This is a genomic window from Citrobacter sp. BDA59-3, from assembly GCF_015167655.1.
In the GTDB taxonomy this organism is placed as follows: domain Bacteria; phylum Pseudomonadota; class Gammaproteobacteria; order Enterobacterales; family Enterobacteriaceae; genus Phytobacter; species Phytobacter diazotrophicus.
Map to the genome: position 1 here is coordinate 2,215,210 of NZ_CP063427.1, position 13,941 is coordinate 2,229,150.

16 protein-coding genes are annotated in these 13,941 nt (G+C 52.0%); 7 read left to right on the forward strand and 9 right to left on the reverse strand.

Going from position 1 to position 13,941, the window contains the following annotated elements:
* Positions 1–63: 63 nt before the first annotated feature.
* On the reverse strand, positions 64–957 hold the full coding sequence (locus IP582_RS10445) for a LysR family transcriptional regulator (protein ID WP_193795878.1): 894 nt from the start codon (positions 955–957) through the stop codon (positions 64–66).
* Positions 958–1,116: 159 nt separating this feature from the next.
* Between IP582_RS10445 and attM the strand changes: the two genes are divergently transcribed.
* Positions 1,117–1,911, forward strand: a complete 795-nt coding sequence (gene attM / locus IP582_RS10450; RefSeq protein ID WP_193796233.1) for an N-acyl homoserine lactonase AttM — start codon at positions 1,117–1,119, stop codon at positions 1,909–1,911.
* A 281-nt stretch (positions 1,912–2,192) separates the two neighbouring features.
* Here attM and IP582_RS10455 read toward each other — a convergent pair whose 3' ends face one another.
* Positions 2,193–2,639, reverse strand: coding sequence for a hypothetical protein (locus IP582_RS10455; protein ID WP_193795879.1), 447 nt, complete (start codon positions 2,637–2,639; stop codon positions 2,193–2,195).
* A 333-nt stretch (positions 2,640–2,972) separates the two neighbouring features.
* Between IP582_RS10455 and IP582_RS10460 the strand changes: the two genes are divergently transcribed.
* The gene (locus tag IP582_RS10460) at positions 2,973–4,151 is read left to right on the forward strand and encodes a dienelactone hydrolase family protein (RefSeq protein WP_193795880.1); all 1,179 of its coding nucleotides are present in this window, start codon (positions 2,973–2,975) and stop codon (positions 4,149–4,151) included.
* Between the two features lie 87 nt (positions 4,152–4,238).
* Here the strand turns inward: IP582_RS10460 and IP582_RS10465 are convergent, their stop codons facing one another.
* Entirely contained in the window at positions 4,239–4,664 is a 426-nt protein-coding gene (locus tag IP582_RS10465; protein ID WP_193795881.1) for a helix-turn-helix domain-containing protein, read from the reverse strand.
* Positions 4,665–4,792: 128 nt separating this feature from the next.
* Here IP582_RS10465 and IP582_RS10470 point away from each other — a divergent pair, with 128 nt between their 5' ends.
* Complete coding sequence (locus IP582_RS10470) at positions 4,793–5,704, forward strand: NmrA/HSCARG family protein (protein ID WP_193795882.1); 912 nt, start codon at positions 4,793–4,795, stop codon at positions 5,702–5,704.
* Positions 5,705–5,870: 166 nt separating this feature from the next.
* On the opposite strand, the gene IP582_RS10475 is transcribed toward IP582_RS10470, so the two are convergent.
* Positions 5,871–6,707, reverse strand: a complete 837-nt coding sequence (locus IP582_RS10475) for a MipA/OmpV family protein (protein ID WP_193795883.1) — start codon at positions 6,705–6,707, stop codon at positions 5,871–5,873.
* 205 nt (positions 6,708–6,912) lie between these two features.
* On the opposite strand from IP582_RS10475, the gene IP582_RS10480 reads away from it, so the two are divergent.
* From IP582_RS10480 to IP582_RS10490, 3 genes are all read left to right on the forward strand, one after another.
* On the forward strand, positions 6,913–7,590 hold the full coding sequence (locus tag IP582_RS10480; protein ID WP_193795884.1) for a response regulator transcription factor: 678 nt from the start codon (positions 6,913–6,915) through the stop codon (positions 7,588–7,590).
* On the forward strand, positions 7,590–9,041 hold the full coding sequence (locus IP582_RS10485; protein WP_193795885.1) for a HAMP domain-containing sensor histidine kinase: 1,452 nt from the start codon (positions 7,590–7,592) through the stop codon (positions 9,039–9,041). Before IP582_RS10480 ends, IP582_RS10485 begins: the two co-directional genes overlap by 1 nt.
* 291 nt (positions 9,042–9,332) lie before the next feature.
* The gene (locus IP582_RS10490; protein WP_193795886.1) at positions 9,333–9,770 is read left to right on the forward strand and encodes a hypothetical protein; all 438 of its coding nucleotides are present in this window, start codon (positions 9,333–9,335) and stop codon (positions 9,768–9,770) included.
* A 199-nt stretch (positions 9,771–9,969) separates the two neighbouring features.
* On the opposite strand, the gene IP582_RS10495 is transcribed toward IP582_RS10490, so the two are convergent.
* Entirely contained in the window at positions 9,970–10,686 is a 717-nt protein-coding gene (locus IP582_RS10495; RefSeq protein ID WP_193795887.1) for a class I SAM-dependent methyltransferase, read from the reverse strand.
* 89 nt (positions 10,687–10,775) lie between these two features.
* Here IP582_RS10495 and IP582_RS10500 point away from each other — a divergent pair, with 89 nt between their 5' ends.
* Positions 10,776–11,558, forward strand: coding sequence for an AraC family transcriptional regulator (locus IP582_RS10500; RefSeq protein ID WP_193795888.1), 783 nt, complete (start codon positions 10,776–10,778; stop codon positions 11,556–11,558).
* Positions 11,559–11,689: 131 nt separating this feature from the next.
* Here IP582_RS10500 and IP582_RS10505 read toward each other — a convergent pair whose 3' ends face one another.
* From IP582_RS10505 to IP582_RS10520, 4 genes are read right to left on the reverse strand one after another with little or no spacing between them, the layout of a single operon-like run.
* Positions 11,690–11,926, reverse strand: a complete 237-nt coding sequence (locus tag IP582_RS10505; RefSeq protein WP_193795889.1) for a helix-turn-helix transcriptional regulator — start codon at positions 11,924–11,926, stop codon at positions 11,690–11,692.
* Between the two features lie 2 nt (positions 11,927–11,928).
* Positions 11,929–12,462: a DUF2975 domain-containing protein gene (locus IP582_RS10510; RefSeq protein WP_193795890.1), complete on the reverse strand. Its 534-nt coding sequence runs from the start codon at positions 12,460–12,462 to the stop codon at positions 11,929–11,931.
* Positions 12,463–12,487: 25 nt separating this feature from the next.
* A complete protein-coding gene (locus tag IP582_RS10515) occupies positions 12,488–12,835 on the reverse strand; it encodes a hypothetical protein (protein ID WP_193795891.1) in 348 nt (115 codons plus the stop codon).
* Complete coding sequence (locus IP582_RS10520) at positions 12,822–13,937, reverse strand: serine hydrolase (protein ID WP_193795892.1); 1,116 nt, start codon at positions 13,935–13,937, stop codon at positions 12,822–12,824. Before IP582_RS10520 ends, IP582_RS10515 begins: the two co-directional genes overlap by 14 nt.
* Positions 13,938–13,941 lie beyond the last annotated feature (4 nt).

Below are 13,941 nucleotides of genomic sequence, written 5' to 3' on the forward strand. Positions count from 1 at the left end.
CGCTCCTCTTCATAGCAGACAAGGTTGCGCTGTCGACGGGCATGTGTGTGCCAGACGCAGATGCTATTTCTGGCACATCAACGCAAGCAGTGAATCTTTGAGATACCCCTCCAGCAGAGATGCACAAATGCGTGTTTCATATGACATCATGCCCGCCGGTGGATGAAGCAGCCAGGCAGTAAAAGGCGGGACCGTGTAGTGGCTTAAAAGGGGGATTAGCGCCCCCTTTTCCATTTCGTTTTTGCAAACCGGAAATTGCAAAACACCGATGGCATGACCAGCTAATAACCAGGTGAGGACACTGCGCCAGTGGGTGGACTGAAATTTAACGTCAACGGGAACGTTAATGGGTTGGGCATCAGCATTGATCAATGGAATGCGATGGCTGGCAAATACACCAGAAACAGCAGCAAATGGATAACCAGCCAGCGCATCCGGAGAGTCCGGATAACCCATTCTGGCCAGCAAAGCAGGGGAGGCGAGCAAGACTCTGCGTACGCTACCAAGTGGACGGGCGACAAAAAAACCTTCTGAGACCTCTCCCAGCCTCAGTGATAAATCCACCCCCTCCGTGACAGGATCGATAACGCGGTCATTAAAAATGACATCGATCTGTAGCCCCGGATGTTCGTTCTGAAGCTGCAACAGTGCAGGCATCAGCAGGCTCTCCCCGGCAGAATAGGGCGCCGCAATACGGATTTTGCCTTGCAGCCCCTGTTTTTCTTCATTCACGGAAAGCGCGTGCTCTGCCGCCTGAATGGCCGCTTTGCTTCGCTCATAAAACAGATTACCGCTATGCGTCAGAGACATGTTCCGCGTGTTGCGCCTTAGCAAACGCGTACCAAGATGTGCTTCCAGTTTATCTATTCTTTCACTGACGGCGGGTTGGCCAATGCCGAGATCGCGGGCTGCAGCCGACATGCTGCCCCGTTCAACGACCCTGATGAATATGCGCATTGCTGAGAAAAGATCCATTTAGCAATTATATCGGTTTTACCGATAAATGTAATTCGACACAGGTATCTACTGTTCTTCTGCGAAATGATGAAAACTCAACGCTCAGGTAAGCGTTAAGCAAAATAGTAATCTATTTCATTTATTTAGTAGTGGAAGGTAATTATGTCAGAAATCAGGCTTTTCATGTTCCAGTCAGGAACGCAGAAGTGTAAATATCAGCATATAAGGATGAATCAGGGCGTGGGAGAGAATTATGAAATTCCTGTCCCCTGGTTCCTGCTGACACATCCGGATGGTTTTACTCTGATTGACGGTGGTCTGGCTGTAGAAGGATTGAAAGATCCTTTTGCCTATTGGGGAAGTGCGACAGAGCAATTTAAACCGGTGATGTCAGAAGAGCAGGGCTGCCTGGAACAGCTTAAAAGGATTGGCATCGCGCCGGAGGATATCCGCTATGTGGTACTGTCCCATTTACACTCCGATCATACGGGGGCGATTGGCCGTTTCCCACATGCCACTCATGTGGTTCAGCGGCGAGAGTATGAATATGCCTTTGCTCCTGACTGGTTTACATCTGGAGCCTACTGCCGACACGATTACGATCATCCTGAACTTGACTGGCTTTTTCTCGACGGCTTATCAGATGACAACTATGACCTTTACGGTGATGGCACGTTGCAGTGTATTTTCACGCCAGGGCATTCACCGGGACATCAATCTTTTCTCATCAGATTACCCGGCGGGACATATTTTACGCTGGCGATTGATGCGGCTTACACCTTAGATCATTACCATGAAAGGGCGCTCCCTGGCCTGATGACGTCCGCCACTGATGTCGCCCACTCTGTCCGCAAGCTGCGTAAGCTTAGCGAGCGATACAACGCGATATTTATACCCGGTCATGACCCTAAGGAATGGAAAAAAATCAGGCTTGCTCCCGCCTGGTATAGTTGAAACATTGCTCGCTCTGTAGTAGTGCATTGAATTTGGCCACCTGAACAGATGGGGTATGCTCACGTCGGGATAATACAGGTGCTCTGATGAAAAAAGGAATTTCAGTGCAGCGTTGAAACGTAAATTCGTTTAGCTAATTATTGTTCAGAACTACACCGAGGCTGAAACAGCCACTGCAAAAATAACCCAGGAAGTCAGGCCATTACGGAGCGAGCGGTAGGGGAATGAATATAAAGGTATTTAAGCGCCTTTTAATGTCCCGGAGCCAAACTATAACTATTTCATCTTTGGCTTAACGATTTGATTATTTCAGAAGCGAAATGAGATATTAACTCATTGCTGTGTTCGGATAGTAACGAAAAACGGGGGAGTTCGACGATAAGACGCTCTCTGGTTGGCTCGAAATAGTCGGGAGCATGCGGCCCAGTCTCTATACAGCATTGGGCGAATCCCCATAAGATGTCGAGTATTTCAACCGTAAGTAACTCATCGGCGCTATCAAGAATCTCTAATATAAATGGAAGGGCAATATATCCCGCTGGCGCCATAGAAACATGCTGATGACACAGTCCGCACCAAAGTTTATGACAGGCGGTCATTGCTGCCTCGTGATCGTCAGATGCTAATTGTAATAATAGCTCAGGAACATCGTTTGCGGGTCCATATGCTGTACAGGATGAATTCCAGTTTATAGCATCGATTCTTTCCTCCAGTGATGCATTATTCATCGGTAATTTCCTTTGTTCTTAATGAGTATAATTAACTGGTTTTTCGCATTAACGATAATGTAACCAAAACTCGTACTATTTAAAATAAATAGCCTTAAGCGCACCACTGCTATTATAACCATTTGGCGGTTCTAAAGTCAGCATCTAACTTGATAGCTGTTTTAAGAAAAACCTCCATCCCACACATATTTACTTACGTTAATGTTCTTCATCTCACTTGGTGGATTAAGGATCTTAAGTCATTAATACAGGGACTGTCAGCGTCAGCATTTTTACCTGCCAGTACGCAACTGCAAAGCGCTATATCTCCAGGCCAAATAAGGATATCTTCTGATGCTCAGCCGTTTTATAACCCACGCAGTCTCTTTCTTTTTGCCATTGGCAGGCTTCATCATAAGTTTACCGGGTCATGCAGAATCTTTAACGGACAGGGCCGAATATCAACAGATAAGCGGGCTTATCAGGGAACCCCTCACGCTGTCTGTCACGTTAAATAACGGCCAGCCTGCAATACTTGATGCTTTTGTCACACGTCCGGTTAGCAAGAAGCCTTTGCCGGTTGTGTTAATCACCAACGGAACTACCGGTAAGGCCGAGTTTGACCGCTGGACGCTTAACCCAAACCGGTATTCCTCAACAGCAATCGCGTTTGCACGCCATGGATATGCTGCAGTGGTCGTCCTGCGGCAGGGATATGGTCAGTCCAGTGGCGCTGCGGAATATGCAGGACACTCGTGCATTCAGCCCTTTCATCTGCAGGCCGGAGAGCAGGACATCCAAAATATGGTTGCGGCGCTTAACGCTGTGCGCCGGAATTCATGGGCATCTGTTGATAATGCGATGCTGGTTGGTATGTCCGCCGGTGGATTTGCCGTTATCGCAACGGGTGCCACAAATCCGCCAGGCGTAAAGGCAGTGATCAATTTTGATGGCGGCAGAGGGGCCATCGACGGGAAATCTCTTTGTGATAAGACGGGGCTGATGAAATCGTATGCGCAATACGGAAAAGCAGCGAAGGTCCCTTCGCTGTGGCTGTATGCAGAAAACGACAAGTCGTTTCCCCCGGATACAGGCCGAGAGATGTTTAATGCCTATCAGCAGGGTAAAAGCCCGGCCCGGTTCGTCGTCATGCCTCCTTATGGGAAGGATGGTCATGTCTTTATGGATTCTGCGCCGGAGAGTTTCTGGTGGAATACCGTTGCCACTTTTCTTGAACAGTACCATCAGCCGTTTCAGGAGATAATCAGGCTTCCCGTCGTAAATCTCATTGAACCGCCAGCCCTGAATGCTGCCGGAAAAAAAGCCTTTTCAGAGTATCAAACAACGCAGCGATATGAAAAAGCCTTTGCCACCGATCCGGACGGAGACTGGGGCGCTGCATACTGGGCCAGAAACAGTCAGGAAGCTGCCGCAACGGCACTTAATATCTGTACAAAGGAACAACGGAAAGGGGCACCTCAATGCACGCTGTACGCTATCAACAATAATTACGCCGCAGAGAAAAGACACTGAAATAAGCGGATAGAACCGCGGTCCTGGACCAGCGTGGCTGACACCAGTCTGCCTGCGTCATGCATAAAAATCAGGTTTCACTCTGAACTAACGCGATAGTGTCGTCTTTTTCCCGGCTGCCTCATCGAAGGCTTTTCGGGACGCCTCAATATCCTGCCATGTATCCCTGATCCAGTCGGTGAATCCGGCGAGGGGTTTTAGCATCGAATGGCCACGGTCAGTGAGCTGATATTCCACCCTGGGTGGAAGCTCCGGGTAATAATAACGGTTCACGAGACCATCTCGTTCCAGGTTGCGTAGCGTCAACGTCAGCATACGCTGTGAGATATCGGGAATACCGCGTCGGATGGCGCTAAATCGCAGGGGGATATCAGGCGAAAGCGACAGCAGCGAAATAACAAGAATGGTCCATTTATCACCCAACCTTTCCAGCACACTCCCTGGGGCACACGGCGTCAGTTTCGGTCCGTCGGGTGTTTCAATGATCGGTCTGCCATTAATCTCACGCGCCATAACTTTTCTCCGCTGAAGGCTCCTGATAGTTACTTCTGTGTAACCAGGGACCAAAAATGTGCCGTCTTGTGGAGGAAATCATAATAGTTCCATACTGTGACCTTCAATAGTTACTATCGAGAACTTTCATGAACAAAACAGCAGAATTTCTTGTTTTTGGCGCCACCGGACAACAGGGCGGAGCGGTGGCTCATGCGCTACGGGCGGCGGGCCGTGAAGTCAGGGCCTTTGTGCGTGATCCGCATAGCGAAAAGGCGCAGGCATTGATGGCGGCAGGCATCACGCTTGCCGTCGGCAATCTTTTTGACAGGGCTTCCATTGAGCGGGCAATGGTGGGCATCAAGGGGGTTTTCAGTGTTCAGACCAGCTCTCCGCAGGGAGAGATAAGTGATGAGCAGGAGATCATTCAGGGAAAAGCCATTGCAGACAGCGCCCTGGCGGCTGGTGTCAGCCATCTTGTTTATTCTTCGTCCGGCGCGGCGGGGAAAGGCCCTACAGGTATGGGGCATTTCGACAGCAAGACGGAAATAGAAAAGTATGTCCGCTCTTTGCCACTTTGCTGGACGATCACGCGTCCGGCCAGCTTTATTGAAATGCTGATGCTGCCCGGTATGGGGCTGAACACCGGGAATTTTTCCTTCTTCATGCAGCGTAACCAGCCGATGCAAATGATCACGCTGGACGATCTCGGGCGTATCAATGCCCGCATTCTGTGTAACCCGCAAACCTTCGCCGGAAAAGTGCTGGAAATCTCCAGCCAGACGCTGACAGGGGAGGATCTGGAGCGTGCTTTCTCAAACGCCGCAGGTTTCCCCATCCACTATCAGCGCTTTCCCGACGTACTATTAACACAAAACAGCTTCCTTCGTCGGCTTACCGAACTGGTAGACAATGGCATTGTTGCGGGCGTTGCTGATATTCCGGCACTGGAAAAGATGTTCGGTAAAATGATGAAATTGGATCAATGGCTTACGGGACCCGGAAAACAACACTTTCAGGCCGCACTTAACGCTCCACAGGCTGAAATCGCGCTACGATAAACCTTTATCGACAACGCTCTGGCGCACCGGCCACGTTATTCCAGCGTGGCCTTTGCTAACGGCACATCCGAAGTCGCGCCCCCGCCATCTGAGCCGGGACGGCGCGAAAGGGATTCATTGAGATGGCATCGCCATAAGTTTGCCGGAAACGCACCGCGAACAGCGATCAGAAACTGTATGTCACCTTCAGGCTTCCGGTGGGCGATGTTTTTCGCTGAACAATGGGGCTATTACGTGCATCCCCTGTTAATTGCGTAAAGCCCGCTTCGGTAATCACGCTCCAGTCCTGATTAATCTTGTACGTCCAGTCAATATTTGTGGACCAGGCATAAATGCCGGAACCGGCATCATATCGCGTAAAGCCCGATGCGGCCGACTGCGATGCGCTTACCCCGTAGTATGTCTGCATATACTTGCTTGTCCCCCAACTGCCGGTTAGCGCCAGCGTCACGGCATTGCTCGATGACTTATAGAGCGGGCTGACAATGCCGAAATGCAAGGCCGTACCATTGTCTCGCTCAGAAAGGGGCACCTCAGCCTGCAATTGCACATTAAGCCAGTCGGTCACCTCATACCCCAGGGTCGGCACACCGATAGCTGAACCTTTGATATCGCCCATACCGCGCAAATAGTCGCTGCCGCCGTTTATCGAGTCGCTGTCCACGTCACGATCCTTACGGCCTGCGCGGTAGCTCAGCGCTGCGCTGTAATTAAATTTGCCGATGTTGTTGCCGTAACCGAGACCGCGCGTGGCGCTGACGAAGAAGCCGTTTGCCATAGCGTAATCAACGACCAGGGCAGTGGTGACACGACTTTTATCCGAACCCGAGTAGTAGGGCGCAACATCCACGCCTCCACCCAGGGTCAATTCATTGCTCTGTTTCTGTTCCGCCGCCAGTACCGGGGTGGTCAGTAATGCCAGGACAACGCCGGGCACCATTTTTTTCAGGCTGCGGTACGGAAATGAACAGGGGGACTCAGGATGCAGGTTTCTGTTTTTCATTAAAGAAGTCCTTGTGGATTCAACTGATTACAAGACAAACGGTTGTTAATCGCCAGAATGCTCAGTGTGAATGCTTACCCTAAAGTTCTCATGAGCCAAAAATGAAGAAATGCTGAAGCAAGTGCCAGTGCTGCAAACCTGATGAATTTCCTGCTACCGTCTGTTCTTCAGACGATCTTCATTCACTGTTGATACAGTAACCATTGTGAAAATTCTCCTAATCGAAGACGACCTGGATCTGGGCAACGGTGTGCGTATCGCCCTTGCAGATCAAGGATTTGATGTCATATGGGTTCGCCGCAAAGAGGATGCGCTGCATCAAATCGATGCCTGCGTGCCGGAACTCGTGTTGCTTGACCTCGGGCTGCCCGACGGTGATGGCATGAGCCTGATGACGTACATGCGTCAGCAGCTCAAAGGGATCCCCGTCATCATCCTGACTGCGCGAGGTACGCTGCAGGATCGCCTGAGCGGGTTGGATGCCGGTGCAGACGACTATCTCGTCAAACCTTTTGTTCTGGCCGAATTGTTGGCCAGGGTGAGGGCGCTTGCGCGCCGCAGTTACGGTTTTCAAAATGAGGTGATAGAGATTCGGGGGTTAAAGCTTCATGTGCCGACCCGACGTGTGACAGTGAGCGAACGTCATATTGAATTGACGGCCAGTGAATATGCGCTGCTTGAAATTTTAATGTTGCGCACCGATCGCGTGCTGACACGCAGGTTTCTGGAAGAGAGGGTGTTCGGCTCAAAAGAAAATATGAGCAACGCGCTCGATGTACATATGGGCAATTTGCGTCGCAAAATTGGCGAAGGCTATGTGCGAACGGTGAGGGGCGTAGGGTATGTCATTGATACCGTGCCTATCCAGAAAGGGGAAGGTTGATGCGAAATTTCTGGCGACAACTGAGAACCCCAACGCTCGTGCGGCGAATTATGGTCGCTCAGATGCTCCTGCTTACACTGCTTTGGTCTCTATTTCTGACCTTCGTCTTGTGGGAGGACTTGCGCAGCCCCTCGATACTCACGGGCAGTAAGACCTACGACGCCGTTTTTACCCTGGTTCAGAGTATGGACGAGCGACCGCAGGAGCGAACCGTCGTGCTTGACGCGTTCAGCAAGGCGTTGCGGGAAGGTTATGGCGGCGGTGAAGATCCTGAGCTCTCAATCAGCCTGATTGTTCGCAAGAATAAAGCACTCATTTATTCATCGCCTGGCGCGCCGACAGGGGTGATAAATACCCGGTTTGGGGAGATTCAGCGTAATCAGAGCGAAGGGCGCGCCTGGAGTGGCCGTACGCTCAGGTCAGACAACGCTGACGTGGAGGTAACACTTGTTACCCCTGCCGCAGGCTGGAATTTCTTTTTTTATCTGAACTCGCGTGGCTACTACATATTGCCGCTGCTGGTGTGCATTCCTTTTCTTTTGTTTCCAGCGTGGTTATCCATCCGTATTGCAATGCGCCCGTGGAACAAAGTGGTTAATGAAGTTTCCTTACGACCGTCAGACGATCTCTCGCCCTTAAAAGAAGTGCCAAAGCACAGGGAGCTTCGCCAGATGGTTGACGCGATCAATCTCTTTCTTGCCAGGGTGCGGGAAAGCACGGAACGGGAACGGGTATTTATTGCCGATGCCGCTCACGAGTTACGTACGCCGCTCGCGGCGATGCGTATCAATGTTGAAGCGTTACAATCCTATGTCAGCAGCGGCAGGCAACAGGAGTTGCTGGCAGGGATTATTCGCAGCAATAGCCGTGCGGCGCGTCTCGTTAATCAGTTGCTATTGCTGATGCACAGTGAGGCGCGCATTGACACGGTAATGGCGCCTGTGCCGCTGACGACGCTCATACAAGAGCGTATGGCGGCGTTGTCACCGCTGGCTGCTGAACGCGGGATTGAGCTTGAATTTTACTCCCATGACGAAAGCTGGGTGACCGGCGTCAGGGAACGCCTGATGTCGCTTATCGACAACGTCATTGAAAATGCCGTGAAGTACAGCCCGCAGGGCGGACGGGTTGAGGTAGAGGTCCGAACACGCGATGAATCCACGCAGTTACGTGTCTCAGACGCCGGCCCTGGCATTCCCGTTGAATTGAGGGAGCGCGTATTTGATCGATTTTTTCGCGATCCCGGGCAGATGCAAAGCGGAAGCGGCCTGGGCCTGGCCATCGTCAAGGCGGTTGCCCAGCAACACAACAGCAGCGTAAGCCTCAGTACATCTGCAGAAGGTGGACTGATGGTGACGATTGACTTCCCCAACCCCAGGGACCTGAGGAATCCCCACAAAAATGCGGGCACGAACGGTCCCCTCTCCTCTTTGGGGAGAGGGTCAGGGTGAGGGGAAAATGCAGCTCAGATGGTCATTCCGTTCACCTTATGTTCCTTGCTTTTCTGTCGCGACAGAACCCGTGAACGTGCCAGGGGGGCTCACCGCCACCCCCCTGGCTACCCCGGTCAGCCGCCAATGCCTCATCGATTTTCAGCCGGACCTTGTCATCGCGGTGACTGTTTTATTCTCATTGAGCAATGTTATCGCTGTAAAACGTAAGATGACTGGGGATTCCTCAGCCCAGAGACGCCTGAAACACAACATCTGATCCCTGCCTGGCGGAGGGCCTCTACCAGAACAATGGAGTTGAAAGTGAAATACCTGTCTGTGGCAACACTGTTCTTTTCAATCTTCATGAGCGGGTGCGCCATCACCGTCAGTGATTTAAAAAGCAGCCAGTCATCTTTTGATGGCAGTTTTACCAGCCAGACGGGGCCCTCCGATACCTATCGAACCTTACGGCACATGGCAAGGCAGTGCCTGGAATATGAGGCCTATTCAGGCAATCCGGTTATCGTATTAAGCGAATTTGACGCGGAGCATAAAGAAGGTGAGATCAACCAAAAGTTCCTTGCGGATGGGCTGTTGATTAACAACACGCTTATTCAGGTGGAAAGTCAGGGTAGCGACAACGCGAAGGTCAGCTTATATACCACCAAGAACATCCTGAGTGTGGGGATCCGGTCGCCAAAAATAGGTGATATCAAGCGCTGGACCGGCGGGGATAAAAGGTGTTAGCTCAACACGCTTGTAGAGATTCAGGCTTGTTCTCAGAGGGTGTGGCGGGTCGTCATGCTGTTTGACTTATTTAAACTCTACGGATTAACCCCGCCAGCAATATCAGGAGCGCAAGATGTGTCCGGCTAATGAAAACAGATTTTGCCTGTGCTGGTATCTCAGGAAGCAGAAAAATACCCGCAGAATATCCGTTTCTCGCTCATTTCACCGCTGACGTACGCCGGGCCAGCCAGGCCCCCCAGAACAAACTGGAAAAGAAGCGAATCGGGGCCGCAAATCCGGCGCCAAAGAGTAAGGCTAAGACATCATCTTCTGACCGGGGTGGCTCTGCGCCCTGCAGAATTTTGTTCATTTTAGACCGGACCTCTTCGGGTTCTGCGCCATTCATTCGCCAGCGATTTGCCCATGCGGCCATCAGCACGGGTTGCGATGCGTAAGCGCGATAGTTTCCTGCAACGACCAGCGGGGCATTCGGTTTCAGGCGCATCGCAATCTGCGCCAGAATATCGTGTTTTGCCTCATCGCCTGGCAGATGGTGCAACACGCCAATCATGATGGCGGCATCGAAGGCGGGGGAGGCATCCAGATCAGAAACCGCACCGGGAACAGCTTCAACCCGGTCTGCTATTCCGGCACTGGCGATATTGGCACGGGCAAGATCCAGCATCGGTTGAGAGGGATCGACGGCGACAAAAGACCAGCGTGGCTCGAGTTTCGCAGCGGCGATGATCTCCCCGGCTGTTCCTCCGGCCCCCACCACCAGCACACGCGCAGGCTTCGCTTCACCCAGCGCGGCAGAGAGCATACATGCAGAAAGTTCGTGGCAGGCATCATATCCGGCCAGCGCAATCCGGCTTTGTTGTGCGTATTCCCCTGCGCGAGTGGCGTCGAATTTAGCAGCAGAATCTTGTGTCATGGCATCTCCAGGCAGTCATTCCGGTAGTAGGTCATTCTCTCTCGTTGACGTAGAATAAAAGATTCTGGGTAATAAAGTTCGGGAAAGACATGATTGAAAGTCTGAATATTCCACGAAGATATGATCGGTTGACGGCCTTCCTGCACGCTTTTCCGCTCCATGTGGAACAGTGCGAGTCGCCAACGTCGGCAAACCTGCTGATTATCGATGTGAATTGCTCAGGCGGGCCGACCCATTTGCTCTACCGCGCCAGAACATCGGGTGGCCTGCCTTCCGGGGCGACACTGTGCGCCGCCGCAAGGGTAGATTTTGGCGGCAGTGCGAACCCACTGGTTAGCGCATTACCGGACGAGCTGTGCTTTTCCATGGCGGAGATGCCGCAATTACTTGGCCTGTCTGAACTGATCGTGGCGGAGTACGACGTGAACCGTTGCGGTGGCGGAGCCGTCCAGACCCGGCTGTGCGAAGTCGTGGTGGTATTAGCCATTCGTCGGGCAATCGCGCAGGGAACCGTGGATGCAGGGCTGTTAGCGGGACTTGCCCACCCTAAATTGCACAGGAGCCTTGTCGCTATACACGATGATCCGGCGCGGAAATGGCAGATCACCGACCTGGCTGCGATTGCCGAAATGTCCCGCGCGCAATTTATCGAGGTGTTCAGGAAAACGGTCGGCGCCTCGCCGGGGGCATATTTGACCAACTGGCGTTTAGCGCTGGGCGCGGCCAAATTACGATCCGGACGGAGCGTTAAATCCGTCGCCGCGATGGTGGGCTTTGGCAGCGCTGAGGCATTCTCGCGCGCATTTATGCGTAAATTCGGTTATTCGCCCGGGAAGTGCAAAATGCAAGGAAACCATAACGACGCGGCATAATCAGGCTGGTCTGCCGCAACCTGCCATTGTGGTTTCGTCATGTGTGACCCCATTCAGCTACTGGCTGGTTTATTCATATCTCTGAGGGGGACTGTAATGTCTCAAATGACGTTTCACTTTCAGTGAGCCAGTCAGACCGCGTCATCCGGTACGGCTGGTGGGCTATCCGGCTCCCAGGAAATAATATCGCCGGGCTGACACTGCAGCGCCTCACAGATTTTTGCCAGCGTATCAAACCGAATGCCTTTAACCTTCCCGGACTTGAGCAGCGAGAGATTCTGCTCGGTGATACCCACAAAGGCTGCCAGCGCTCTGGACGTCATTTTCTTCTCTACCAACACTTTGTCCAGATGAACCACGACAGCCATAATCAGATAAACTCCTTATTTTCTTCTTCCGCTCTGATCCCCTCGACCAGGGAGTGAAACGTCACAAGCAGCAAGCCGCCCGCTAATAGCAGAACAATATCGCCAATCAGCAGGGTGACCTGGTAGAAATGTTCCGGCCACCAGACGACCAGAGGGATCAAAAAGCGGCACACTGGCAGGACGATCCCAAGGCTTAGCATCACTATCGCGATTTTACGTACACTGTGCGCCAGCGCTTGAGTGAGGATCTGTTGTTGGCGTACCAGTTGCGTGACTTTCATACCTTGCCAGATAGCAAAAGCAAACAGCCCCGTCGGGAAATAGAGAATCACCAGCAAAAGTAGCTGGTTAAGTGACGATACCGTCGTGGTTGGCAAATTATCGCCCTGAATCTCGGCGAACCTGAGCATACTGGAAATAAAAAACGACGAACCCGTGAAATACATCCACAGCGGTGTAATTACCACCAGGATGAGAAATAGCGGTAGCACACCGGTGATGAGCGCCAGGCTGATTTTATTTCTCGCACCTTTCACATTGAACCTTCCTGAATAATACGCACTATTTTAAGACCAGTATGCTAAAGCATGACATAAGCATCAGCGCGATAGCAATCTTGCTGGCGTTCAGACCTTTAGCGCCGCGTTTTAGCCAGGGATTTGGCCATACGCGGTAGACACCAAAAGCGATATAAGATGCCTGAATCGCCCAGGTCAGCATTCTGAATAAGTAACCCGGCTTACTGAGGTGCGTTATTGCCTGCATCATCTCCACGCAGTAAATAATAATGCCAACGGTCAGGATATAATTGACTAAGCGAAGTTTGTAATGCGAAGCCCAGTTTCCGCACACAAACAATATGGTCGAAGCAAAGGCGAGAATTGCCCAGAGAATATCAATCCAGTTCACGGTGTGCCTCTGTTTCAGAAGATGGCTGGGTGAGTAACAGCCGAACAGCCGGACCAATCACCGGCCATCCGGTGTCGGAGAGGATAACCACGGCGCTTTTACGCTGCGGATCCAGGGCGATAGCGCTGGCAAACCCCGAGGACTCGCCGTCATGCCAGGTGATATCGCGCCCATGTATGCGGGTTGTAAACCAGGCATAACCAATCCGTGAATCGGGATCGTCAGTGGCAAATCGCGGCGGCATCGCTTCGCTTCCTGCGAGTTTTCCTGCCAGTAACGCCTGCGCATAATTTGCCATATCGACAATGGTCGATCGTACTCCCGCGGCGGGGGTAAATGCGTGCAATACCCACGGCGCTTCGCTGAATCCGGAAACTGACCAGCCGTGGCTGAATGTAGGGATGTCGGGTGTCGAATCGTCTGCGATGACGGAACTTTTCATTTGCGCTTGCGCAAAAACCCGTGTGTGCAACAACGTGGCAAAAGATTGATGTGATGCGCGCGCCAGCGCCAATCCCAGCAGGGCATAGCCGGTATTGGAGTAATCAAATACAGCGGGTTTTTCAACGCGGGTGGTGTTCACCATCTCTATTAATGCCTCGTTATCGTAATCCCAGAAATTGTCACGCAGGATGATGGACTTAATCACCTGAATTTTCTGTCGTAATGATGTCGCCAGCGGCGGCAGGCCAGAGCGATGTGATGCCAGTTGCTCAAGTGTTATCTCGCTCGCCGGGCCAGTGATTTCCGGGACGAGTTCTCCTACGCGGGTTTGTGCCGTTGCTTCGCCGCGTCGCTGCGCTTCAATCAGCAGGCTGCTGGTCATGGTTTTGGTCAGGCTGGCAATTTCATACTGTTTTGCATAATCACTGTTCCACAGCGCATATTGTACGCCTCGCGGGGTGATGAAGGCGGCGGCAACGCTGCCTCTTGATCCTTTCAGCAAAGGGGTTAAAAACGAGGCTACCGTTGCATCTCCCGTCTGATGCAAAGACGGTGAACTAAATCCGGGTTGCAGGTAGATCCCCGCCGCTATCAGCGACACAAAAGCTGTACCGGCGGCTAACAACCGCGTACGACTGCGCACAGAGTGCTTCTTCATGGTT